This is a genomic window from Frigoribacterium sp. Leaf172 (assembly GCF_001424285.1).
In the GTDB taxonomy this organism is placed as follows: domain Bacteria; phylum Actinomycetota; class Actinomycetes; order Actinomycetales; family Microbacteriaceae; genus Frigoribacterium.
In genome coordinates, this window is sequence record NZ_LMPB01000001.1 from 1099113 (window position 1) to 1122827 (window position 23715).

The window sequence follows — 23715 nt, forward strand, 5'->3', positions numbered from 1 at the left end:
GGCTGCAGCCACCACCCTAGTCAGCGGGCCTCCGACGACGCTCGACGGGTCGGACCCGGGGGGAGACGACGTCTCCGTCGTCGGGACGGGCGCCCGTCTGGTCACGGCGTGGCCCGGGAGCGTCTGCGCCGGAGTGCGACGAGCAGGAGGCCCGCGGTCGTGAGCATCAGACCGGCGACCGCTGCGCCGACGAGGTGTGCACCGGTGAATGCGAGCCGGTCGGCGGCGGGCGAGGCGGGACGGCCGTCGGACGAGTCGTCACCGGCTCCGACCGCTCCGTCGCTCGGACGGTCGGAGCCGCCGGAGCCCGTGGAGTCGCCCGCATCGGCCCCGTCGTCACGGCCGTCGTCTCCGCCCGGGCCGCCCACGACCGCCTCGGGCAGCATCCCGGCATCGAGGTGCTCATGCCGCGTCACCCCCGTCAGTCCACCGGATCCGACCACGGTCTCGAGTGCCGCCCGAGCGACCCCCTCGTCGTCGACGTCGGAGTCGCGCTCGTCGTCGCCGACGTCGCGGAGGGTCCATCCCTGCGGCGCGCGGCCGAAGTCGATGACGTAGTCACCCGGACGCAGACCCTCGAACCGGTACTGGCCGTCGACTCCGGTCTCGGTCGTCCGCGTCACGTCCGCACCCCGATCGTCGACGCCGTGGAGTGCCACCCGATGCCCGGCGGCGGCGGCGGGTTCGTCGTCGCCGCGCGTGCCGTCGCGGTCGGTGTCGAGCCAGACGTGACGGCCGATCGAACCGGCCACGCCCGTGGTCGTGGCGACGGTGGACGTCGCCGTCCAGTCGATGCCGGTCACGCGGAGGCCGAAGGTCGACGCCCAGGTCTCGAGACCGGCGGCGGCGCCGTCGATCGTCAACTCGTGGCTGACCTCCGCCCCGGGCGCGATCGGTTCGCTGCGGTCGACCCGGATCGCCGTGACGTCGCTCAGGCTGTCGGGGCAGCCGTCGACGCCGAACTCGCCGGCCGGGCACCAGGCCGTCTCTCCGCCTGCGAGGTTCGACGGGTGGACGGGGTCGTCGGACACGTCCTCCGAGGCGGCGGACGTGTAGCGGATGTCGTCCGTCGTCGTGTGGGCGGTGAGCTCGTGGACGGCGACGGCCCGGCCGCCCGTGGTGCCTCGCTCGTCGCCGTCGTACGGCAGGACCGTGACGAGCGCGCTTCCCGGCAGCGTCGTGCTGCCGGTGTTGCGGTAGGTCAGGGTGTAGGTCGCGTCGTCTCCGATCACGCGGACCGGCCGATCGACGGTCTCCTCGGCGTCGAATCCGCCGCCCTCGAGGACGGTCACGGTGCGATGCGCGACGCGTGCCGACTCGGCCGAGACGTCGCGGGTCGATCCGACGATCGCTTCGAGTCGTGCTTCGGCCCCTGGGGGCACGGTGTCGAAGCGGACGTCGAAGGTGAGGGGGTCGACGGCGTCGTTGACGGACACGGGTGCGAGGCGCCAGACGAGTCGCTGGCGGACGACGCCGCCGATCACGACGTCGTCGACCTCGGGCTCTCGCGAGGCGCTTCCGGGCACGTAGGAGGTCCCCGCGGGCAGCCGGGCCTCGATGGTGAGCGCTTCGTCGACTCGGTCGTCGGAGGCGTTGGTCAGGCTCGGATGCAGGGCGTAGGTCGCCGTGCCCCCGGAGGTGACGTAGGTCGTCTCGTCGGGTGTGCTGTCGGCGTCGTGTCCGGCGTCGACGACGGCGGCGCGGATGCGGGCCATGTTGCTCGTCACGGTGAGGAAGTCCGCCCATCCGCCGTTGGCCGAGTCGGCGTCTCCGACGTCGAGCGTCCAGGCGGCCGTCGGCGACGTGCGGATCGCTGCGAAGGTGCGGGGGCGCGTGCCGTTCTCGAGGCGGGGGGCGATGCGCACATGCGCGCCGAAGGTGATCGACGACGTGGCCGGGTGGTCGTACGTCCACCGCACGGCCCCCACGGCGTCCGCGCCGCCCGTCACCGATCGCGGGTCAGCCTGCCAGTCGAGGTCGTCGTCGCCGCACCGGGCGTCGCGGGCCGTCGACGGATCCGATCCGTCGAACGCCGCGAACTCCGGCCGACCGGTCAGCGCGGTGTTCGTCGAGGTGGCCCACACGCCGGACGGGTGCTCGCGGATCGTCTGCATCGAGTTGTCGAACACGATGCACGAGATCGCGGAATCCCACGGCGCGGTGCCCGAGTTGCGGACGCCGAGCATGCTCATCACCGGCTGCGCGGGAGTCACGTACGGCAGGTTGTTCTTGCCCGAGAGATCGAACGACGCGCCCGTCTCGGCGTCGATGCCGAGGTAGCGCAGCGAGCCCCCGGCCCCGGCGCCTCTCGCCACATCGCGGGAGATCGTGTTGTTCTCGACCGGTTCGCCCGCGCCGTCGTAGTTGTCCCGGCCGCTCACCGACTCTGCGACGAAGTCCCGGTATGTGTTGGTCGCCCGGAACGCCCCCGCCTCGCCCTGCTCGGGCACCCACAGCGAGACGTAGGCCGACACGACGTACGGCAGCGCGCCTCCGAGGATGTCCCCTCCGGTGACGCTCTTGGTCGGGACGGACGACATCGAGGTGTCCGCGCCGGTGATCTCGATCGTCACGGGCTCGCCAGGAGCCGTCTGGGTGCAGGTCACGGTGCCCGAGTCGACCACGGCGTGCGTGCCGCCACCGGAGCCCCCGGGCATCGACTCGATCTGCCCGGAGTTCGGACCGCAGGCCGGAGCTCCGTCGAGGGGAGACAGGACGGCGGGGCTCGCATCGCCGCCGTACATCGCCGAGACGTCGTCGACCAGGGTCATGCGGTCACCGAGCGGCTCGGCGCCGAGGAGGCCCCCTCCGTCGACGAGGCCGTTCCAGTGCACCAGCAGCGGGTAGACGAGCCGGAAGCCCGGCGTCACGCCGTCCGGGCCAGTGGCGGCGCCGAGCACGGGGAGGGCCCGATCCATCGAGACGTCGTAGCGGGGGACGGCCGAGACCCGCACTGCGGGCGAGAGCGCCTCGACGGGCTCGTTGCCCTCGGCCCGCGCCTGGGCCGAGACCGCCAGCATCGCCTCGTGGGGGAGCGCCACGGCGACCGAGGCGGCGACGCTGATCGTCCGGGCGCCGCTCGTCAACGTGCCGAGGTGGCAGCGCAGCTGATCGCCCGTGATCGTCGATCCGTCGGGAGCGCACTCCGAGGGCAGCCGCGTCCAGGAGAGCCCGGGAGGCGCGGTGAGGGTGAACTCGCCGCCGGTCGCCGTCCCGCGGGACGTGCCCACCGTGACGCCGTAGACCACGGCGTCGCCCGTCCGCACGATCCCGTTGGAGGGGCCGCTGTCACCGCCGGGACGATCGTGGTCGGTGAAGCGACCGAGACCGTCGCTCGTGACCCGGACCGCGATCTCGACGTCGTTCAGGGTCGGGGCGATCGTGGACGCGGAGGCCGACGGAACGCCGGCCAGGACCGCGACGGCGCTGAGGACGGCGGCGAGGATCGCGGCGGGTCGCCGACGGGAGAGCTGCATGAGAGCCTTTCGGTAGAACACGTGTTCTGCATACGATCCACGAACATATCGCACGTCGTCACGTCCCGGCGACGCCGGACTATGCTTCAGGGATGGCTGACTCACCCTCCGGAACCCTGTACTCGCACCCCGATCGCAACCTCGGAATGGAGCTGGTTCGGGCGACGGAGGCGGCGGCCATCCGCTCGGCGCCCTTCATCGGCAAAGGCGACAAGAACGCGGCCGACAAGGCCGCCGTCGACGCCATGCGCAAGTTCCTCGGCACGGTCGCCTTCGACGGCGTCGTCGTCATCGGCGAGGGCGAGAAGGACGAGGCGCCGATGCTCTTCAACGGCGAGCACGTCGGCAACGGCTTCGGGCCGGCCTGCGACATCGCCGTCGACCCGATCGACGGGACGAGCCTCACGGCGGCCGGCCGGATGAACGCGCTGTCGGTCATCGCCGTCAGCGACCGCGGCAGCATGTACGACCCGAGCGCCGTCTTCTACATGGACAAGATCGTGACCGGCCCCGAGGGTCGCGGCATCATCGACCTCGACCGGCCCATCGGCGAGAACATCGTGGCGCTCGCCGCCGCGAAGGGCATCGCCGTCGAGGACATGCAGATCGCCGTCCTGGACCGCCCCCGTCACGCCGACCTGATCGCGGAGATCCGCGCCGTCGGCGCCTCCACCCGCCTGCTGCTCGACGGGGATGTCGCCGGCGGCATCAACGCCGCTCGACCCGACTCGCGCATCGACATGTGCGTCGGCGTCGGCGGCACCCCCGAGGGGATCATCACCGCGTGCGCGGTCAAGGCGCTCGACGGTCTCATCCTCGCCCGACTCGCTCCGAAGGACGACGCCGAGCGGCAGAAGGCCCTCGACGCCGGGCACGACCTCGATCGCGTTCTCGACCAGGACGACCTGGTCACCGGTGACAACGCCTACTTCGTCGCGACCGGCGTCACCGACGGCGCTCTCGTCGCCGGTGTGACGCGCAAGCAGGGCATGATCCGCACCTCGAGCATCGTGCTCCGATCGCACTCGGGCACGATCCGCCGTGTCGAGGCCGACCACCTCGTGTCGAAGTGGTACGGAGAGACCGCCTAGCCTTCTCGCTGCATCCCGGTATCCGCCCTCGCGCCGTGTCGTTCCCGATCGGCGTCGAGGGCGGCTGTCAGTTCGGCGGCCGTCAGGTCGCGGGGCGTCTCTTCGATGGTCGCGGGCGCGGCCAGGACCTTCGTCTCGTCGAGCATGCTCAGGCGTCGGGCGGACGGAAGCACCGTCCGCTCGAGCGAGCCCACGAAGCGGTTGTAGTCGGACACGGATCCCCGCAGTGACCGGCCGAGCTTGTCGACGTGGCCGGCCATCGTCGACAAGCGGCCGTACAGCTCGCGGCTGAGATCGAACAGCGACTTCGCCTCGGCGGTCACGACGTCCTGCTGCCAGCTGAACGCGATGGTCTTGAGCACGGACCAGAGTGTCACCGGGGATGCCAGGGCGACCCGCTTCTGGAAGGCGTAATCCATGATCGACGGGTCGGCCTCGAGGGCCGAGGCCACGAGGGACTCGCTCGGAATGAAGGCGATGACCAGCTCAGGTGACGACTCGAGCCCCGCCCAGTAGCTCTTCGACGCGAGCGCGTCGACGTGCGCCCGCAGGGCCTTCACGTGCTGGAGCAGCAGGGTCTCGCGTCGCGCCCCCTCCTCGCCGCCGGCCGTGGCCGGGATCGCGCTCGCCTCGAGGTAGGCGGTGAAGGGCACCTTCGCGTCGACGGCGATGTTCTTGCCGCCGGGGAGGTGCACCACCATGTCGGGGCGACCGGACCCCGCGTCGGAGTGGATGCTCGTCTGCACGTCGAAGTCGACCCTCTCGACGAGGCCGGCCGCCTGCACCACGTTGCGCAGCTGCGTCTCGCCCCAGACGCCTCGGGTGCTGTTCGACTTCAGGGCGGAGGCGAGACTCTCGGCCGTGCTGCGCAGGCGCTCCTCCGACGCGGCGGCGCTGCGGAGCTGCTCGCTCAAGGCGCCGTACTGATGGGTGCGCTGCTCTTCCAGTTCGGCGACCTTCTTCTGCACGGCGGCGAGACTCTGGGCGACGGGGCTGAGGGCCGTCAGCACATGCCCCTCGGAGCGGGTGCGCTCGGCCTCGGTGATGCGGATGTCACGGAGGCGATCCTGGAACTCGGTGAGCCGCGCCTCCTGCCCCGCGATCTGCCGACGGTACTGCTGATCCTGCTCGTGGAGGCGCTCCTGGTAGGAGTCCGCGGTCGCTCGGGCCGCCGCCGCCTCGGCGGCGAGACGACCCGTCGCGGCGGCGCTGCGGGAACGACCGGCGAGGGCGCCCACGAGGGCTCCGACGACGAGCGCGGTCAGGGCGAGGAGGAAGGCGACGAGCGAGGAGACCATGTCGAGCAGTGTGGCAGCGGCCACCGACACCGCCCGTCGGCGACGGACCGGGTCAGCTGAAGAAGACCCGGAGGCGGCGCTTGACCGGCTCGGCGCCCTCGGGGGACTCGGGCAGGGGAGCGGGCTTCAGCACCTTGACCTTGACCGACGCGATCGACGCGAGCTCGGCGAGGTCGTCGGCGCCGTGGAAGAGCGCGGCGTGCGAGACGATCGCGGCGCAGGCCTCGGCGTCGGCCAGGGCGTCGTGGTGCGAGAAGCCGGTGAAACCGGCGGCCGCGGCCGCCAGAGGGAGTCGGTACGAGTCGAGGGCGTACGTCTTGCGGGCGACCTGCAGACTGCAGAGGTACGACCAGGGCGGGGGAGTGAGCCCCGTCGCCGCGCACGCCGACTTGATGACCCCCATGTCGAAACCGGCGTTGTGGGCGACGAAGACGTCGTCGCCGGCGAAGTCGGCGATCAGGTCGAACTGCTCGGCCCAGCCGAACGCGCCGACGACGTCGGAGGCGACGATCCCGTGGATGCGCGTGTTCCACTCCGAGAACTCGTCATGGCCCGCGGGCGGCTGGATCAGCCACCCGACCTTGTCGACGACGACGCCGTCGCGGACCTTGACGAGGCCGACGGAGCAGGCGCTGGCGCTGCTCGAGTTCGCGGTCTCGAAGTCGATCGCGGTGAAGTCGATGGGCATTGACTCATGGTCTCACGCGCCTCCGACACTCCCTCCACAGGGCCGGGCGGAGGGCGACCCGCGCCTCCTCGGGTCCCGCTCCGCCCCGGTGCCGCGGCACGCCCGGTACGCTTGACCCTCGTGGCTCTCACTATCGCGATCGTCGGACTGCCCAATGTCGGCAAGTCCACCCTGTTCAACGCCCTGACCAAGAACCAGGTGCTGGCGGCGAACTACCCGTTCGCGACCATCGAGCCGAACGTCGGCATCGTCAACCTGCCCGACCCGCGCCTCCACGTGCTCGCCGGGATCTTCGGCAGCGAGAAGATCCTGCCCGCGCCGGTGTCGTTCGTCGACATCGCCGGCATCGTCAAGGGCGCGAGCGAGGGCGAGGGGCTCGGCAACAAGTTCCTGGCGAACATCCGCGAGGCCGACGCGATCGCCGAGGTCGTCCGCGGATTCGACGACCCCGACGTCGTGCACGTCGACGGCAAGGTCGACCCCGAGAGCGACATGGGCACGATCAACACCGAGCTGATCCTCGCCGACCTCGAGACGGTCGAGAAGGCGCTCGTGCGGTACGAGAAGGAGCTGCGGCTCAAGCGCGTCGAGCCGGTCGTGCACGAGACCGCCGTGGCCGCCCGCGACGCCCTCCAGCGGGGCGAGGCGCTCTCGTCGACGAGCATCGACCTCGAGCCGATCCGCGAGCTGGGGCTGCTCACCGCGAAACCCTTCATCTACGTCTTCAACGTCGACGAGGCCGTGCTGACCGACGAGGCCCGCAAGGCCGAGCTGCAGGCGCTCGTGTCGCCGGCCGAGGCGATCTTCCTCGACGCGCAGGTCGAGTCCGAGCTGATCGGCCTCGACGACGACGACGCGGCCGAGCTGCTCGCGTCGCTCGGGCAGGACGAATCCGGCCTCGACCAGCTCGCCCGCATCGGGTTCGAGACGCTGGGGCTGCAGACCTACCTCACGGCCGGCCCGAAAGAGACGCGCGCCTGGACGATCGGCAAGGGCTGGAAGGCCCCGCAGGCCGCCGGAGTGATCCACACGGACTTCGAGAAGGGCTTCATCAAGGCCGAGGTCATCTCGTACGACGACCTCGTCGAGACCGGCTCCATCGCGGAGGCGCGCTCGGCCGGCAAGGCCCGCATCGAGGGCAAGGAGTACGTCATGCAGGACGGCGACGTGGTGGAGTTCCGCTTCAACAACTAGATGGCTTGTATTGCAGCGTCATCACGCTGAAGTCGACCATCCAGTCGGCACGGGTCCGCAAGATTCCGCAGTACGATTTCGCCGAGAGTCTTGGCAGCGGCCCTCGTGGGGTCGTCGGCGGTCGGCCAAGGATAGCTTTACGTGTTGAGCGTGGTAGCTGGTTTCGCGTGTTCGAAAGCACGTTGAACGGTCACCACATCACACCCCGCGGCGATCAGGCCCGGGGCGTAGATGTGCCGGAGGCTGTGCAGTCGGACGCCATCGACGCTGGCGTGCTCGAGCGTTGTCTTTCAGCAATAATAGACGGTGTTCTGGTGAGGCGGCTCGTTGTTCTCGCCGTGGAAGAGCCACTTCTCGGCGCCGAACGGGCCTCATTGGATTCGAACCCTTGCTTCGAGGCGTGCAAAAGGCCCGTTCTGTCGCATACGTCGGGGAGTCTGAATGACGGGTTGCCGGCACGGCAGGAACCCCTGACCCGGAAATGGGCGGGGCCGTCGGCAACCGTTCACAGGCGAGTCCTGGGCGAGCAAAACATGCAGAGCTGGCTCGCAATCGCAAATCTAAGGATTCCGTTGTTGTCGCGAGGGCATCTTCTGCCCTCGCTGACCACGTGTCGTAATTATGTGCGTTGGCCGGCCGACGACCGGGAACGTCGGGCCAGACGAATTGCCCTGACTGCAGTTCGTTAGTGATCTATAAGTGATACACCAAGTCATCGTCGAGGTTCGCCCGGGCGAGGGGCCTGAGCGTGTCGGGCATCTAACCGAGCACTCATCTGCGACGCTGATTACAACTGGGGAGGAAAGTCGATGCCTATTGTCCTAGCGCCATCAACTGATGCACGCCGCCGTGGCGGATCCACGAGCCAGACCGCGACGCGAGTCCTGGTGCTGCTGGACGTTCTGGGCACTCCGGTCCCAGCATCTTGCGACGTAGACAGTGCGGTGGCCGTCGTCTCATCGCTCATCCGCCTGCAGAAGCTCGATTTCTGGCTCCGGAATCCCGACTACCTCGCTGACGAACTGCTCACGGACTACGAGCAAGGCCTAGTGTCCTTCGAGGAAATCCAGCTGCACGTCGTTCGGATGCTGGATGGTGATGCGCCCCGACTGCACACCTATCCAATGGAGCGCTACATATATGGGGCTTACGAGTTTATCGACGACGCTCTCGCAGTGCTCAAGCTCTACGAGCAGATCGAGCATCGACGCGCCGCTGATTCAGGCGCTCTCTCGCGTCGGGACTATTTTCTGCTGCAGAAGGGACGGGATACCATTGCTGCGATGCGGGCGGACATCCCGGAACTCGAATGGTATGCGCAGCAGGCGGTGGCCATCGGACTTATCGCCGACGCTGCGGTTGGTGCGGCGGCCAAGCGCCGGCAGTATCTGCAGACCGAGTACGCGGACACGGCGCATGGAGATGTCATCCCCTCGATTCTCGAGCGTGTACGTGAGCGCGCCGTGAAGCTGAAAGTGGTGGAGGGCTAATGGAGGGGACCGTCCTGGACTGGGTGGACATTGTCGCGGAGCGCGCAGGGGCAGATCGCGAAGCCGTGACGGAAGTGCTCACGCGGTACAGGATCGTCGGGCCCAAGGCAGTTCCGACCAGGCGTCAGCTGCGGGTCGACGCGATCCACTTCGCGGGCATCAAGAATCTCGCGGCCGACGATGACGCAGAAGGTCGTCGATTCGTACCTTTCTCCTTCCACCGCGCGTTCGCCACCCCCGTGACAGCGTTCGTCAGCGATGGGAAGAACGATGCCGGGAAGAGCTCGACCCTCGACATCATTAAATGGGGCTTGCGCGGATCATCGAAGGTTGCCGGTGACGTGCAGAATTGGCTGCGTCAGGTCTGTTTGTTACTGACTATAGGCGGCGAGCGGATTCTCATTGCCTGGCGCGTAGACGACGGGGTTCCTACGGGAAAGATCGTGGTCCTCCCAGCCGGTGTCGAACCTGGTCTCGATGCCCTCAGCTACGCCGCCGCCGACGTGATGAAGAAGCACAGCGACGAGGCCGCCACGGCAGGTGAGCCAGTGTTCGGCATGGATGTACCCGTTGACGACCTGGTCGAGCGGCTCCTCACAGGCGGTGCGCTCCCCATCGATAGCTTCGACGGGGACGAGCAGATGGAGGCGGCGGTCAGTGATTTCATGCTCCAGCGCCTTGGACTGGACACCCTGACACAGTGGACCCGAATTGCGAACGCAACTGACGCGGATGACGGAAATCTGGTCGGCCACGGTTGGCACCTTTGGTCCCAGGCACTTGCCATCACCAAACCGAGTGAAGCCTCCGTCATCGGAGAGACACCGTTTCACGCCAGGAATGTGCTCAACACCTTCCTTGCAACTGAGTGGGGTGCCACGGCCCTCAGCGCTCGTTCACAGAAGAAGGCCGTGGACGGGCGGCTCGCCGGTATCCACCGGCGTCGGGACCGAGACTCCGAATCGAGGGAAGCCAACGCGCAGGTGCTCCGCGCAGAGAAGTCTGAGGTTGAGGCCGAACTGAAGACCATCCCTGTCTCTGGCATGACCGCTGAGGAGGTGGAGGCTGCGATGACTGTGGTCACCGAAGCCACGGCTGCCATCACCCGGACGCAGCGGGCTATGTCAGATGCCGCTCTCGCGTATGGGTCGGCGGAGCGAGAGCTGCATGCGGCGGAGCAGGATCTTGCCGCCTTTAAGGAGGCGGCTGTCACCAAACGGTTTTGGCACGCCCTCAAGCCGTCATGCTGCCCGCGATGTGATGCTAAGGTCCAGCCCGAGCAGTGGCAGAGGGAGCAGGAAGGCTCCTGTTCGTTGTGCAACAACCCGATAGACGAATCTGACGCAGCGCCCAACGGAAATTTCGACAATGCCGGCACCGTCGATGATGAGATCGATCCCGTGACGATGGCAGAGCAGAGGGTCGCGCGGTACACCGCCGACGCGGAACGTCTCTCCACGCTCCACGACGACGCGATGTCACAGGCGGAGGCTGCCGAGAGCGAGTTCCAGCGCGCGTCAGAGGTCATCAGTAACGTCCATGGAGACCCAATCGAGCGCCGCGCTCTCGAACGCCGGATCGCGGTGCTCGACGGCCGTATTCAGGAGCGATCCGAACGGTCGGACGAAGACCCGGAGGAGGAACCGTTGACCGCCGACGCACGCATCCTCGACGCCGCAGAAACCTTTGCCGGGGACTCCGGTAAGAGCGTTTTCGCAGCGGCCTTGCTGTCGGTGAGTGCACAGATCACGTCGCTCGGAAAGACCCTCGGCATCAGCAACCTGGAGAAGGCGACTCTCCAGGCGAACGCTCAACTCCCAGTCGTGAAAGGTGGCGAGAAGACCGCGTTCGGAAAGCTTACCGACGGTGAGAAACTACGCCTGAAGATCGCGCTCGTGGTGTCACTCCTGGACGTGGGAACAACATCGGGCCTCGGCCGTCACCCAGGGTTTCTCATCGTCGATTCATTAGCCACGGAGGAGCTCAACCGCGAAAACGGCGAACTATTGCTGCGCGAGTTAAGTCGAGTAGCGCAGACGTACGGGCTTCAGGTCATTACGAGCACGGCGCATAGTGAGTTGGTGGACGCCGTACTCCCGGACGAGGCGATCCAGAGGCCGACTGCGGAAGATCTGATGTGGTGAGGAGAAGTTCGCCGTGACACAGACAGTGTTTGACTTCCTCGACAGCCTTGAGGGGACGCCGTCCGTAACTAGTCTCGGCGGTGAGCAGACAATCTACGGCTCGTCCTCCGAGCTGGTCCGTGACTCGCGCGTCGTCGAGGTTGCCGTAGCGCTTTGCGCCGAGTGGACCGACCTCGAGGACCAAGCGGCTGCCGGCGCGCTGCTGATCGACGCTGCCAACACCATCCCGGTGCTCGCCGTACGCGACCTCTACGACGTGCTGCTAGCTGCGGAGTCGGCACTCCCGCAGATCGCATCTGGCCTCGAAGGAGCTTTTAAAGCGCGCGCTAGCAGGCATGGGTTCGAGAGGGACACCGCGTTGGAGGGGTGGACGCGCCTGGCGCTCGGGCACTGGACGAAGGGCACACTGCAGTTGCGTGGAATGCTGCAGGTCGGGAGCGAAGCGGTGGACGCCACCGAGCCGCTGGTTCGGGCGCTCGGTGCCGCCTGCTCGATGTGGGATGACGCCGAACTTTTAGATGCTTTGACCGCGCTCTCCACGCACGACTCGCTTGATGCGGACGCTGCGATGGAGCTCGGCTTCCAAAAGATCGCTACCGCTGCCGCGTCCGTCGAGCTTGAAGCCGTGCGCTTAGATCTCTATGACGCGATGCATTGGTTCGACACCGCATGTCTCGAAGACCGTCGTCGTGACGCCACCGCGTTCCGGGCCGTGGTCACCGGTGTTGCCGAGCAGGTGTCGGGCCAAGCCATTCCCGATGAGCGGTTCGACGTCATCGCCGACGCTGTCTACGAGTACCTCGATGGGTACCGAGGAGTCGAGCCGAGCTGGCGGGGAGCCCGCGCAGGCACGACCAGCGCCTGGCTGGACCTCCTGACGCAACTCCGAATAGCCGAGACCGACCGTTGGTTCGATACCGGCACCACGCTGCGAGCGCTCGCGCGTGCGTTCGCTGCCGAGCAGACCATGGTGCTCGTCGTCAACCCGGGCATGGCGGAGCCGGCGCCTCAGGTCGGTGTGCGCGAGCTGGTCTGGCCCCGAATCGAGGAGATCGCGCAAGGAAACGCGTCGGTCGTCGTGCACCTGCAGCGATGGCTGAAGGTGAGTGGCGAGCCCACCGGATCAGCGACTCGCGCAGCAGTGGAAGGGCTCCTCGGCCGGTTGGAAGAGGCGCCCCAAAAAAAAGCACTTAGCGGGTCGCTTCGTCTTCCGGATGCGATTCGCGGAAGTTTCCATCTGACGGACGCCGCCTTCTCCGAGCTCGAACGCGCGGCAGCATCCGAACCGTCTCTCGTCCAGGTCTTCGAGGAGATCGCGATCCAGAGTCGGTCGCTGAACCTCGCAGAGGACGAACTCCTTTCCAGCCTCCTGGCCCAGTGCGAGGAACACGCCGAAAGAGGAATCGGCGCTTACCGGACTGAGCTGAAAGTCCTCCTCGCCGACGTCGTCCGGTACACCAGCTACCACCTCAACGTCAGTCAGTCGCCCAACAGGTTGCCACCGTGGATGGTCCTGGGCCAGCCCTGGCCTGAAGAGCATGAACTTGCGGACGACCTGAACTCCAAGCTGGTGATGGCCGGCCGCGACTCAGCGGTCGAGCTGCCCAACGTTGCGGGCGGCCGCGTGGACATAGCGCTGACCTTCGCCGACCGCTGCACCATCTATATCGAGGTTAAGACAGTCGACAAGGATCGCTCCGACGACGAACTCGTTGTGGACTTTGGCGCGCAAGCAGTCCAGTACGCCGTGACTAACATTCCCGTCGCCATTCTGGTGGTGGCCGACTACGTTCCGCGGAAGATCCGCCGCGATCTCACTGCGGCATTCCACGTCGTTCCGCTTAGGCTTGACTCCGCCTCGCGGCAGCACGCCCTCGTTACGGTCCGCCTCCAAGCAAACGTCGAACCGCCTTCTGCCACCTCGAAGAAGCGCATCACACGCAAGAAGCGGGTGACACCTCAAACCTAAGCGGCGTAATTGCTCTATGGGCGCCGGCTCTACAGACTTTTACGTGACCCGTCTTCGTGCTCTCGAACTCACATCCGATCACGTGAAGCAGCCTAGGACGGCGGGCAAGTTCGAACTCACGGTCTTCGACGCTGACAACGGTCTAAACGCGTCGACGATCTCTACGAGGCGTAATTCAGGTGGCTCGGTCTACAAGAGTTGGCCCGCCAGGACGACCGCCTTGCGGCGCACGAAGCAGTCACCGAAGGCAAGGCGAGTTTCACCGCCACGATCACGTGCTTTGCGGACTGTCTCGATTGAGACACCCCAGATGCTGCCGCGGACGGAGCCGTGCGTTACTCCCTTCTGACGCCGCGCCTCCTCGGCCCTGAGCGTCAGCGCAGCAGGGTGTCGCGGGGGTACTCGCCGAAGCGCTTGACGTAGGCGGCGGAGAAGCGGCCGAGGTTGCCGAAGCCCCAGCGGCGGGCGATGTCCGAGACGAGGGCCTCGTCGCGCGACGACGACACGAGCTCGTCGTGGGCCTTGTCGAGCCGCACCTGGCGCAGGTAGTTCATCGGGCTCGCGCCGAGGTGGTCGTTCATGGCCTGCTGCAGCGTGCGCGTGTGCATGCCGGCGGCGCGGGCGATGTCCGCGGGGGTGATCGGCTGATCGGCGGACGCGTGCACGTACTCCACCGCCACGCGGAGTCGGGCCGTGCGTTCGGTCCGAAGGCTCGTCGGCACGTCGACGGCCTGCCAGGGGAACAGCGCCAGCATGGCGCGCACCAGCGTGACCTGGGCCTCGTGCCGCACGAGCGGCGCGACCTTCTCGGTGACGACGGCCGGGGTGGCGGCGGTGACGGCCGATCGCCAGGCGACCAGCGCCTCCGGGGTCGGGGTGGCGGTGTGGTCGAAGACGATGCGCTGCGAGGGGCCACCGTGGATCTCGGTCGCGATGTCCTCCAGGAACGCCGCGTCGGCGTGGACCATGTTGTTCCGGTGCGGCGTCATCATGAACGAGAACGACGTCTCGGACGGGATGAGGAACGGCTGACCGCCGAGACTCGTCAGCTGGCCGCCGTGGTGCTCGATCGTCGCGGTGCCCGACCGCAGCCACGACACGACGTAGTCCTTCGACCACGGCACGTCGCCCTGCAGATGCCCGAGGAACGTCGCGGTGCGCAGGCTCAGGCGATCGTCGCCGGCGCTCGCGTAGCGGAAGAGGAAGGCCTCGTCGGCGCGACGGGCCCGGAAGTGGCGCCCGTCGTAGAGGTCCTGAAGGCGCGCGCAGGCGTCGAGGAGGTCGTCGGTGCCCTGCTCGGTGCGGCGGAAGGAGGGGTCGGCCTGCACGGCGATCGGGCTGGTGTCGCCCTCGTGCTGCGGTGCGTAGGTGCTCGTCATGGAATCCTCCTGGTCCGATGCGGTCCGGCGACGCCGCGGTGGTGGACGCGGCGGTACATCAATCGGACGTGTCGACTGAGCGAAACGTCACGAATTCGTCCGACCTCATGGTGAGTTCGGACGCGGCCTCGTCGGCGGATGGGTGCGGGGCCGACCCAGAACAGGGGTCGGCCGGAACGGGCCTCGCCCCGATCGGGGCGTGGACGGGCGCCCGCCGCGGGACTACCGTGAGGAGGTCGCGGGTCGCCTGCGATGACGGTCGACGGGGGTCGGCCGGTCGAGACGCCGCCCGGGGGAGTGCTCACATGACCGAGTTCACAGAGGTGCCGCTGCTGCCGCAGTCGGATTCGTCGAACGGGGGCAGGTTCGTCTACTCGACGGCCTCCGACCTGAAGTCGACGCTCGAGACCGAGGCCGGTCGCCTCGACGACCAGGCCGGCTCCCGGGCCTCGTACGTCTCGACGGGTCAGCAGGACTTCGCGGGGCGGTTCTCCGAGCTGTTCGCCCAGAACGCCGCGACCGCCGCCGTCGACGCCTCCGCCCTCGCGAGCTCGCTCCGCACGGTCGCGGGCTACGTCGGGACGATGGTGACCGCCGCCCGCGACGAGGACGACCGCCGTCGAGAGAACAACGAGTGGGTGCGTCGCCACAACGACAAGGACTTCGGCGACGAGGTGCACGACTTCTTCTTCGGCGAGGAGGAGCGCCCGAACGCGGACCCCGGCCCGGCGCCGACCTTCCCGTCGGAGTCGACCTCGACGGGCTCGCGCGAGACGCCCGCCCCGGGCAGCGGCGGTGGAGGGGGCGGGGGCACCTCGTCGGCCCGGCCCGCCGATCTGAGGTCGTTCGCCACCGGCTCGCGGGGCCTCGACGACTCGCTCGCCGCCGCCCCCGGCACGATCGAGGGTGCTCTGGCGACGTTCGCGAGCCAGTGCTCGTGGGGACGCATCGACGCCGACGGCGTGGTCAGCGCCTACCGCCGGTACCTGGCCGCCAACGCGAACGACGCGTCGTGGGCCGACACCGTGGCCGCCGCCTTCGAGTCGGCGGGCGGCACCGGCGACGTCTCGACCCTGAGCGACGCCGCGCTGGCCGACGCGCTCGCCGCCGCCGGGGTCTCGGCCACCCGCTCGGCGCTCACCATCGACCCGCCGACGGCTGCAGGCGCCGTCCCCACCAGCGGGTACGCCAACGACCCGGTCAACACGGCGACCGGCAACTTCATCGAGCCCGAGACCGACCTCGCGTTCCCCGGGGCCGACCCGCTGGCCCTCGACCGCATGTACAACTCGCTGCCGTCGGGCCACGCCGAAGCGGGCGTCTTCGGCGTCGGCTGGTCGTCCGTGCTCGACCAGACCCTCGTGCTCTCCGACGAGGGCGCGCGCTGGGTCAGGGAGGACGGTCGCGCCGTCGACTTCCCGCGGGCCGGTGCCGGCTTCGACCGGGCCGTCGGCGAGAGCCTGTGGCTCGCCCGCGAGACGGTGGCACCCGGTCACGGCGAGCTGACGTCCGCCCGCGAGGGCGCCGACGAATTCCTGGTGGTCCGCGACAACGGCGGTCGCTGGTGGGCCTTCACGGCCGCAGGTGTCTGGCTCGGCTCGGGTTCGGGTCGGGGCCGCACCATCTCGGTCGGGCGGGGCGATGACGGTCCGGTGACGCGCCTCCTGCACTCCCTCGGTCGGTTCATCGACGTCGAGCACGTCGACGGCCGTGTCGCGGTCGTGGCGGCGTCGGACGGCAGGAGGTGCGAGTACGTCTACGACGAGGGTCGCCTCGTCGAGGTGGTCTCGCCGATCGGCAGCCGCACCTACCGCTGGAACAGCCAGGGCCTGATCGAGGCCGTCGTCTCGGCGGCCGGCGTCGTCGAGGCCGAGAACACGTACGACGACCAGGGGCGGGTCGTCACGCAGGTGACCCAGCACGGACGCCGCACCCGCTTCGCGTACCTGCCCGGGCGCGTGACGGCGGTCTCGGACGAGGACGGCTCGCGCTCGAACTCGTGGATCGCCGACGCCAAGGGTCGCCTCGTCGGGGTGCGCGACACCGAGGACCGCCGGCAGTCGATGGCCTACGACTCCTTCGGGAACCTCGTCTCGTTCACCGAGCGCGACGGCTCCGTCACGGTGCACGGTTACGACGAGCGGGGCCGGCGGACCCGCACGGTCACCCCCGAGGGCGCCGATCTGACCTACGGGTACGACGAGCACGATCGCGTGACGACCTTCGTGACCGCGGCGGGTGCGATCGTCGCGTACGAGTACGCCGACGACGTCGAACGGAACCCCTCGGTCATCGTCGACGCGCTGGGCGGACGGACCGAGCTGGCCTGGCAGCGCGGTCGGCTCGCCTCGGTCGTCGACCCGGTCGGGGTCCGCCTCGAGTTCGACTACGACGCCTTCGGCGACCTGGTCGCGACGCGCAACACGCGCGGCGAGACGGCGCGCATCGAGCGCGATCAGGCCGGGCGGCCCACGGCGGCGATCAGCCCCCTCGGCGCTCGGACGGCCTACCGCTACGACTCGGCGGGGCTGCTCGTCGAGCGGCGCGACCCGGACGGCGCGGTCTGGGCCGTCGAGCACGACGTCGCCGGTCGCACCACGGCCGTCGTCGACCCCCTCGGCGCGCGGACCACGTTCGAGTACGCGCCGAACGGCGAGCTCGTGCGGACCGTCGACCCGCTGGGCCGCGCCGTCGAGCGCACGTTCGACGAGCTCGGCAATCTCTCCGCGGCGACCCTCCCCGGCGGCGACGCGTGGACGTTCGCGCACGACGCCCTGTCCCGCCTGACCACCGTCACCGACCCGCTCGGGCACGAATGGCGCCGCGAGTACGACGCCGTCGGCACCCTGACGGCCACGATCGATCCGACGGGCGTCCGGGCCGGCGGCGAGAGCGACCGATCCGCGGGGGTCGCCTCGGTGACCGACGCGTTCGGGTCGGTCACCGTGCGGCTCGACGAGCTGGGTCGACCCATCCGCCGCGAGTCGGCCGACGGTTCGGTCGAGCTGACCGTCTACGACGCCGCGGGCAATCCCGTCGAGCTGATCGACGGCGAGGGCGGGCTCACGCGTCTCGAGCGTGACGTCGCCGGGCGCGTCGTCGCCGTCGTCGCACCCTCGGGGGCCACCACCCGGCTCGAGTACGACGACTGCGGTCGGCCCTGGCGCACCCTCGACCCCCTCGGCGGCACGACCGAGCTGACCTACGACGCCGACCAGCGCGTGGTGCGCCGCAGTCTGCCGACGGGCGACGTCGAGCGCATCGAGTACGACGACGGCGGGCGGGTCTCGGCCCAGTCCGTGCCAGGTCTCGGCACGACGCGCTTCGGCTACGACGCCGCCGGTCGCGTCACGTTCGTGCAGGGCGCCGCGCAGGGCACCCGCCGCTTCGCCTACGACGCCGCGGGTCAGCTGATCCGCACGGTCAACGGCGTCGGCGGCACGACGCGGTTCGAGTACGACGAGCGCGGGCGCGTCGTCCGCACCGTCGACCCGATGGGCGGTGTCACCACCCGCGAGTGGACCGCACTCGACCAGACCGCGTCGGTCACCGACCCGCTCGGGCGCACCACCACGCAGCGGTACGACCCCGCGGGGCGACGCATCGAGCGCATCGATCCCGACGGCCACGTGAGGACCTGGAGCCACGACGACGCCGGTCGCGAGGTCGCGCGTCATCTGGACGGCCGCCTCCTCGCCTCCATCACCCACGACCCGGTGAACCGCCGCGTGGTCGTCTCGGACAGCACCCGCCCCGACGGCCGGGTCGTCGAGCACGAGCTGCGCTCGGACCGCCGTGGTCTGCTCGTGTCGCGGTCGCGCGACGGGCACGCGCTCACCTGGGAGTACGGCGCCGACGGCGAGCGCCTGGCCCAGACCGACGCCTCGGGTGTGCGGACGACCTGGCTGCACGACGCCGCCGGTCGCATCGTCGCCCTCGAGAACCCGACGCTGGGCCGAGCCGACTTCGCCCGGGACGCGGCGGGCCGGTGCGTCGCCGTCACGATCGCCGAGGAGGCGCGGGTCTGGTCGTACCGCGACGGCGCGGTCGTCTCGCACACCGCTCACGGCATCACCACCGAGATCACCCGCGACGACGACGGGCGGATCACCTCGATCGACCGCGGAGGCGCGGTGACGCGGTTCACGCGTGACGCCGCCGGGCAGCTGATCGCCAGCACGACCGACGACGGCACCGGTTCGACCTGGGAGTACGACGCGGGCGGGCGGCTCGTCCGCGAGAGCTCGCCGGTCGGGACGACGTCGTACCGGTATGACGCGGCGGGGCAGCTGGCGGAGACGCTCGGTTCGGACGGCACGCGCTCCGCGTTCGTGTACGACGGCCTCGGTCGCCGCGTCCGCGTCGAGCACGGCGACGGCACGCAGATCGACTACGCCTGGGGCGCGACCGGCGGTCTCGCGGGTGTCACGTCGCGGGACGGCGGGCGCGTCGTCGCCGAGCACCGCCTCTGGGTCGACGCCCTGGGCGAGCTCGCCGAGGTCGACGACGCGTCGGTCTGGTGGGACACGGCGTCGCCGTTCCCGCGACTCGTCGGCCTCGGCGGCCGGCAGGTCGTCGGCGTGCCCGGTGGTCTGACCGGCGTCGGCGGCTCCTGGGCGGCGTCGTCGTGGCGCGGCGCTCGCTCGACGGACGAGGCGGACCCCTGGGCGCCGGCGGGGCTGGACGGCGTCGCCGCCGTCGGCGGGCCCTCCGCTCCGAGCATCACCGCGTCGGGTGGACTCACCGTCGCCGGTCTCGAATGGCTCGGCGCCAGGGCGTACGACCCCGGCGCGAGAGGGTTCCTCTCGACCGACCCGCTGCCCCCGGTGCTCGGCGCCGGGTGGGACGGCAACCCCTATGCCTACGCGGGCAACGACCCGCTGGGCGCGATCGACCCCACGGGTCTGCGACCTCTGACCGACGCCGAGCTGACGGCGTACGACTCCGAGTCGCGCGGGGCTCTCGCCTGGGTCGGGCAGAAGCTCGCCGACAACTGGGAGTACATCGTCGGCGGCGCCATGGTGGTGGGCGGTGCCTTGATGATTGCGACTGGCGTCGGCGGGCCCATCGGCGTCATGCTCATCTCGGCCGGTGCCGACACGATCATCCAGAAGGCGACGACCGGGACGGTCAACTGGGGCCAGGTCGCGGTCAGCGGCGCCCTCGGAGGATTCGGAGGCGCGGCGATCGCCGCGAAGGTCGGCGCGACGGGCATGAAGGCGGCCCTGGTCGCCGGCTCGAGCTCGGGCGGCATCGGCGGTGCGGCCCAGGGCGCCTACGGCTACTACAGCGGGCCGGGTCCCCACACGGTCAGCGGTGCGCTGGCCGCGACGGCCGGCAGCGCCGCCGCCGGCACGGTCACCGGTCTGGTCGGCGGCGCGGCCGGTCGCAAGCTCGGAGAGGGCCTGATGAACTCGGTCACCCGGAATGCGGGTGCAGACACGGTCGTCATGGGACGGAGCATGGACTACCGCGTGCACCCCTACGCCAAGACACATGGCTATGCCTCGTATGAAGCCCTTCCAGACTGGACGTACGACGGACCAGCGAAGCTGTTCCCCGATGCCACCGATAAGGTCCACGTCTGGGCCAACAAGAAATGGATTAACTACCAGCAGGCTGAGGGGCGGTCGTTCGTCGACATCGGGGCCCCGGATCCGCAGTTGCGTCCTGCTTGGGTGAAGCCACTGGATCAAAGTGACTTCTACGACATGGAGCGAACGCAGATGATCGACTATCCGAATTACCGTCAAGATTACCAGTCCTCTTGGAATCTCAATTGACCGAGCCGAGCCCCGACTATCTGAAGTTCTTCAGGATGACTGCGAGCCCCACCGGATGGTTCGTGTTCAAGTCGGGGGACTACGAGTTCGATGTCATCGCTTCGACCGGTTCGTCCGACCACGTGGTAGGACTCGGCGAACTGCGAACGCGTCTCGGGGTCACGCAGTCGGGTCGCCGCGACTTCCAGGAGTTCTTCGCGACATCCCGGCGTCTCTTCGAGAAGGCTGAGACGGAGTCGTGGGTGAACTGGCCATACGGAAGCGTGAGTGCCACCGAGGAGATCCCGCGAGGCTGATGTCCGGACGTCTAAGCACTTGCCGGCATGATTTCGGCACGTCGGGATCAGTAAGCGAGTCTCCAGGCCGATTAGTCCTCGACATCGACTGGTGACCTTTACGCCAACAAAAGGAATTTGTGCCGTTCGTACGGCTGCTGAAGTGAGAGATGCAAAGAGAGGCAGTGGTGTTCACCGAGGATTACCGGTACTTCTGTCAGGTGGCCTCGCCGACCCGGTGGCTCCTCTTTTCGCGCGAAGAGTCGGAGTACGAGGTCATGTCGGCCCCGGCGTGACCCGACGGTGCCGTTGTCACAGGCGAGGGAAGCGCTGGGCGCGTCACCCACGTCGCGTCGCGACTTCCAGGAGTGCGACATGACGGCCGCCCGGCTGTTCCGCGAGGGCAGCGACCTCTGGGTCGAGTACCCGACCGGCATCACCGTCAGCACCGACGAGCTGGCGAAGCCGTGACCAAGCCCTACGGTGGCGTCTCGTCGAGCGGAGAGGTCCTCCGAGGCTGAGCAGACGTGTCGGGGCCACCGGTCCCGGGCCTGATCATCGCCGTCACCACCACCGACGCTGGCGCGGCACGAGACCGGCCAGCAGACCCACGGAGGAGAAGACGCTCAGGACGCCGACGAGCGCGAGCGGCCCGTCGCCCGAGGTCGTGACCAGCAGCACCACGCCCACGACGAGAGCGACAAGGCCTGCGACCAGGCGGCCCGTCCGGCTGGGCTGTTTCGTCGGGTCGTACCGGGGTGCGTCGAACTCGCGCCGTTGGCTCATCAGGCGACGCGGGCGACGAGGTCGCTGCTGGCGCCGCGAAGACGAGACCCCCGCCGAACCGTCGACGGGCCCGTCGACCACGCGTCCCCACCTGTCGCACCACTCGCCCGGCCCGATCTCAGGGCACCGGCCATGGACGGCCGTCTCGGCGTCGGCGATGTCGGCCGGGTGACGGAGGTCCAGCACCGAGGCGAGACTGACACCGTTCTCGAGACGACCGTCGGGCCACCAGGCGTCGTACGAGACCCGGCGATGCGGCCGGCCGCCCCACCACGATCGAGCCATGAACGCCACGGCTCGCACGGCCACCGGTCTCTCGGTCTCTCGGCTCATGACTCGATGGTGGCACGTGCACGCACGGCACCATCGGTCCCGGGCCTGAGCCGGCCTCGTCTAAGGTCAGGCATGAGCCGAATCACGCCCGCCCCCGCACTGCTGCGCCTCGGCGTCCTCGCGACCTCCCGCAAGCCCGACGAGCGGCGCCTGCCGATCCACCCCGCGCACCTCGAGCGGATCGACGCCGATCTGCGCGCCAGCATGACCCTCGAGCGCGGCTACGGCCTCCGCTTCGGCATCCCCGACTCCGACCTCGAGCCGCTCGTGGCCCTGGCCGACCGCGAGCGGATCATCGCCGACAGCGACGTCGTGCTGCTGCCGAAGCCGCAGGCCGACGACCTCGCCGAGCTGCGCGACGGGCAGACGCTCTGGGGCTGGCCGCACTGCGTGCAGGATCGCGAGATCACCCAGCTCGCCATCGACAAGAAGCTCACCCTCATCGCGTGGGAGGCCATGAACCACTGGCAGCCCGACGGCGGCTACGCCCTGCACGTCTTCCACAAGAACAACGAGCTCGCCGGCTACTGCTCGGTGCTGCACGGGCTCCAGCTCTGCGGTTCGACCGGCGACTACGGTCGCCGCCTGACCGCCGTCGTGATCGGCTTCGGCGCCACAGCCCGCGGCGCCGTCACCGCCCTGAACGCCCACGGCATCCACGACGTCCGCGTGCTGACCAACCGGAACATCGCGGCCGTCGGCTCGCCCATCCCCTCGGTCGACATCCACCAGTTCGAGCACGACCCCGAGACCCCCGGCGCCAGCACCGTCAACACCCCCGACGGCCCCGTCGCCCTCGCGCCGTTCCTGGCGGCGAACGACATCGTCGTCAACTGCACCCTGCAGGACCCGAACGCGCCCCTCACCTACCTGCGCACCAGCGACCTCGAGTCCTTCCGCCCCGGCAGCCTCATCGTCGACGTCTCGGTCGACGAGGGCATGGGCTTCGAGTGGGCGCGCGCCACCACGTTCGCCGAGCCGCTCATCACGGTCGGCGAGACGACGAACTACTACGCCGTCGACCACAGCCCGTCGCTGCTGTGGAACTCGACCACGTGGGAGATCAGCGAGGCGCTGATGCCGTTCCTCCGCACCGTGATGGAGGGGGCGTCGTCATGGCGCGAGTCCGACACGATCCGCCGTGCCATCGAGATCGAGGAGGGGCGGGTCGTGAACGACGCGATCCTCACCTTCCAGGGCCGGTCGCCCCAGTACCCGCACCTGCCTCTCGACGCCTGAGCACACCGCGCGTCGCGTGCTCAGAGCCGAGGAGGCGCGGCGAGCGCCGCGATGACCCGTTCCGTCCCGAACTCCCACGCGTCGTCGACGTCGCCGCCGAGCTGGAACCCGCCGTTCAGCTCCATCACGACGAAGCCGGCGACCCAGGCCGTGAGGGTGCGGGCCGCCGCGAGGGCGTTGTCGGCGCCGGCGAGCTCCGCTCCGACCCGGAGGGCGGCCCGGCTCGCCTCGGCCCCGAACTCCGCTCGCGCTCGCGGCATGCCGGGGCCGGGCGTCATGACGAGCTGGAACGCCGCCGGGCGCTCGTGCGCGAACGAGCGGAATCCGTCGAGCACCTGGCGGGCGCCCGCCGCCGCGTCGAGGTGGACGGCCAGATCCGAGAGGGTGGCCTCCGCGACCAGCTGGACCAGCGCCTCCCTGCTGTCGACGCGCTTGTAGAGGGAGGGGGCGCGGACGCCCACCCGCGCGGCGACCGCCGCCATGGTGAGCCCGGTGGGGCCGTCGGTCTCGAGCAGCTCGCGGGCGGCGGCGACGATGGCGTCGAGGGAGGTGCGCTCAGGAGACGGCATC

The 23715-nt window shown here is 69.3% G+C and carries 14 protein-coding genes and 1 pseudogene; 8 read left to right on the top strand and 7 right to left on the bottom strand.

Translation table 11 applies throughout. The features are described 5' to 3' along the window. Window positions 1-101: 101 nt before the first annotated feature. Window positions 102-3497 carry an SdrD B-like domain-containing protein gene (locus ASF89_RS05300; RefSeq protein WP_055812592.1) on the bottom strand — a complete coding sequence of 1132 codons (3396 nt, stop codon included), beginning with the start codon at window positions 3495-3497 and terminating at the stop codon, window positions 102-104. 71 nt (window positions 3498-3568) lie between these two features. On the opposite strand from ASF89_RS05300, the gene glpX reads away from it, so the two are divergent. Beyond that, window positions 3569-4567 (top strand): class II fructose-bisphosphatase, encoded by a 999-nt coding sequence (glpX, locus tag ASF89_RS05305; RefSeq protein ID WP_055794400.1) that lies wholly within the window; start codon window positions 3569-3571, stop codon window positions 4565-4567. On the opposite strand, the gene ASF89_RS05310 is transcribed toward glpX, so the two are convergent. Both ASF89_RS05310 and ASF89_RS05315 read right to left on the bottom strand, forming a co-directional pair. Next, window positions 4564-5865: a DNA recombination protein RmuC gene (locus tag ASF89_RS05310; protein WP_055813150.1), complete on the bottom strand. Its 1302-nt coding sequence runs from the start codon at window positions 5863-5865 to the stop codon at window positions 4564-4566. The genes glpX and ASF89_RS05310 overlap by 4 nt on opposite strands. A 52-nt stretch (window positions 5866-5917) precedes the next feature. Then, window positions 5918-6553 (bottom strand): exonuclease domain-containing protein, encoded by a 636-nt coding sequence (locus tag ASF89_RS05315; RefSeq protein WP_055812595.1) that lies wholly within the window; start codon window positions 6551-6553, stop codon window positions 5918-5920. Window positions 6554-6673: 120 nt separating this feature from the next. Between ASF89_RS05315 and ychF the strand changes: the two genes are divergently transcribed. Further along, window positions 6674-7747, top strand: coding sequence for a redox-regulated ATPase YchF (ychF, locus tag ASF89_RS05320; protein ID WP_055812599.1), 1074 nt, complete (start codon window positions 6674-6676; stop codon window positions 7745-7747). 137 nt (window positions 7748-7884) lie between these two features. Here ychF and ASF89_RS16175 read toward each other — a convergent pair. Next, window positions 7885-8019, bottom strand: a pseudogene (locus tag ASF89_RS16175) (site-specific integrase); the annotation flags it as partial. Window positions 8020-8691: 672 nt separating this feature from the next. On the opposite strand from ASF89_RS16175, the gene ASF89_RS05325 reads away from it, so the two are divergent. Genes ASF89_RS05325 through ASF89_RS05335 form a run of 3 tightly spaced genes read left to right on the top strand, consistent with a single transcriptional unit; the run spans window position 8692 to window position 13350 of the window. Continuing rightward, window positions 8692-9237, top strand: a complete 546-nt coding sequence (locus ASF89_RS05325) for a hypothetical protein (RefSeq protein WP_055812602.1) — start codon at window positions 8692-8694, stop codon at window positions 9235-9237. Beyond that, complete coding sequence (locus ASF89_RS05330) at window positions 9237-11381, top strand: hypothetical protein (RefSeq protein WP_055812605.1); 2145 nt, start codon at window positions 9237-9239, stop codon at window positions 11379-11381. Before ASF89_RS05325 ends, ASF89_RS05330 begins: the two co-directional genes overlap by 1 nt. Before the next feature lie 13 nt (window positions 11382-11394). Next, on the top strand, window positions 11395-13350 hold the full coding sequence (locus ASF89_RS05335) for a hypothetical protein (protein ID WP_055812608.1): 1956 nt from the start codon (window positions 11395-11397) through the stop codon (window positions 13348-13350). A gap of 374 nt (window positions 13351-13724) precedes the next feature. Here ASF89_RS05335 and ASF89_RS05340 read toward each other — a convergent pair whose 3' ends face one another. Then, complete coding sequence (locus tag ASF89_RS05340) at window positions 13725-14729, bottom strand: helix-turn-helix transcriptional regulator (protein WP_055812610.1); 1005 nt, start codon at window positions 14727-14729, stop codon at window positions 13725-13727. A gap of 305 nt (window positions 14730-15034) precedes the next feature. On the opposite strand from ASF89_RS05340, the gene ASF89_RS05345 reads away from it, so the two are divergent. Continuing rightward, the gene (locus tag ASF89_RS05345) at window positions 15035-20512 is read left to right on the top strand and encodes a DUF6531 domain-containing protein (protein ID WP_055812613.1); all 5478 of its coding nucleotides are present in this window, start codon (window positions 15035-15037) and stop codon (window positions 20510-20512) included. Beyond that, window positions 20509-20808 carry a hypothetical protein gene (locus tag ASF89_RS05350; RefSeq protein ID WP_055794416.1) on the top strand — a complete coding sequence of 100 codons (300 nt, stop codon included), beginning with the start codon at window positions 20509-20511 and terminating at the stop codon, window positions 20806-20808. The genes ASF89_RS05345 and ASF89_RS05350 overlap by 4 nt, the downstream gene beginning before the upstream one ends. A 543-nt stretch (window positions 20809-21351) precedes the next feature. Here ASF89_RS05350 and ASF89_RS15645 read toward each other — a convergent pair. Next, on the bottom strand, window positions 21352-21906 hold the full coding sequence (locus ASF89_RS15645) for a hypothetical protein (RefSeq protein ID WP_055812616.1): 555 nt from the start codon (window positions 21904-21906) through the stop codon (window positions 21352-21354). A gap of 72 nt (window positions 21907-21978) precedes the next feature. On the opposite strand from ASF89_RS15645, the gene ASF89_RS05360 reads away from it, so the two are divergent. Next, window positions 21979-23145 carry a N(5)-(carboxyethyl)ornithine synthase gene (locus tag ASF89_RS05360; protein WP_055812619.1) on the top strand — a complete coding sequence of 389 codons (1167 nt, stop codon included), beginning with the start codon at window positions 21979-21981 and terminating at the stop codon, window positions 23143-23145. A 20-nt stretch (window positions 23146-23165) separates the two neighbouring features. On the opposite strand, the gene ASF89_RS05365 is transcribed toward ASF89_RS05360, so the two are convergent. Continuing rightward, window positions 23166-23714, bottom strand: coding sequence for a TetR/AcrR family transcriptional regulator (locus tag ASF89_RS05365; protein WP_055794423.1), 549 nt, complete (start codon window positions 23712-23714; stop codon window positions 23166-23168). Window position 23715: the final 1 nt, after the last annotated feature.

What these genes read in the sequence shown, in the direction of transcription:
- ASF89_RS15645 (WP_055812616.1), bottom strand. Translation starts at nt 21,906, where the DNA reads ATGAGCCGAGAGACCGAGAGACCGGTGGCCGTGCGAGCCGTGGCGTTC.
- ASF89_RS05310 (WP_055813150.1), bottom strand. Translation starts at nt 5,865, where the DNA reads ATGGTCTCCTCGCTCGTCGCCTTCCTCCTCGCCCTGACCGCGCTCGTC.
- ASF89_RS05345 (WP_055812613.1), top strand. Translation starts at nt 15,035, where the DNA reads ATGACCGAGTTCACAGAGGTGCCGCTGCTGCCGCAGTCGGATTCGTCG.
- ASF89_RS05315 (WP_055812595.1), bottom strand. Translation starts at nt 6,553, where the DNA reads ATGCCCATCGACTTCACCGCGATCGACTTCGAGACCGCGAACTCGAGC.
- ASF89_RS05340 (WP_055812610.1), bottom strand. Translation starts at nt 14,729, where the DNA reads ATGACGAGCACCTACGCACCGCAGCACGAGGGCGACACCAGCCCGATC.
- ASF89_RS05330 (WP_055812605.1), top strand. Translation starts at nt 9,237, where the DNA reads ATGGAGGGGACCGTCCTGGACTGGGTGGACATTGTCGCGGAGCGCGCA.
- glpX (WP_055794400.1), top strand. Translation starts at nt 3,569, where the DNA reads ATGGCTGACTCACCCTCCGGAACCCTGTACTCGCACCCCGATCGCAAC.
- ASF89_RS05360 (WP_055812619.1), top strand. Translation starts at nt 21,979, where the DNA reads ATGAGCCGAATCACGCCCGCCCCCGCACTGCTGCGCCTCGGCGTCCTC.
- ASF89_RS05365 (WP_055794423.1), bottom strand. Translation starts at nt 23,714, where the DNA reads ATGCCGTCTCCTGAGCGCACCTCCCTCGACGCCATCGTCGCCGCCGCC.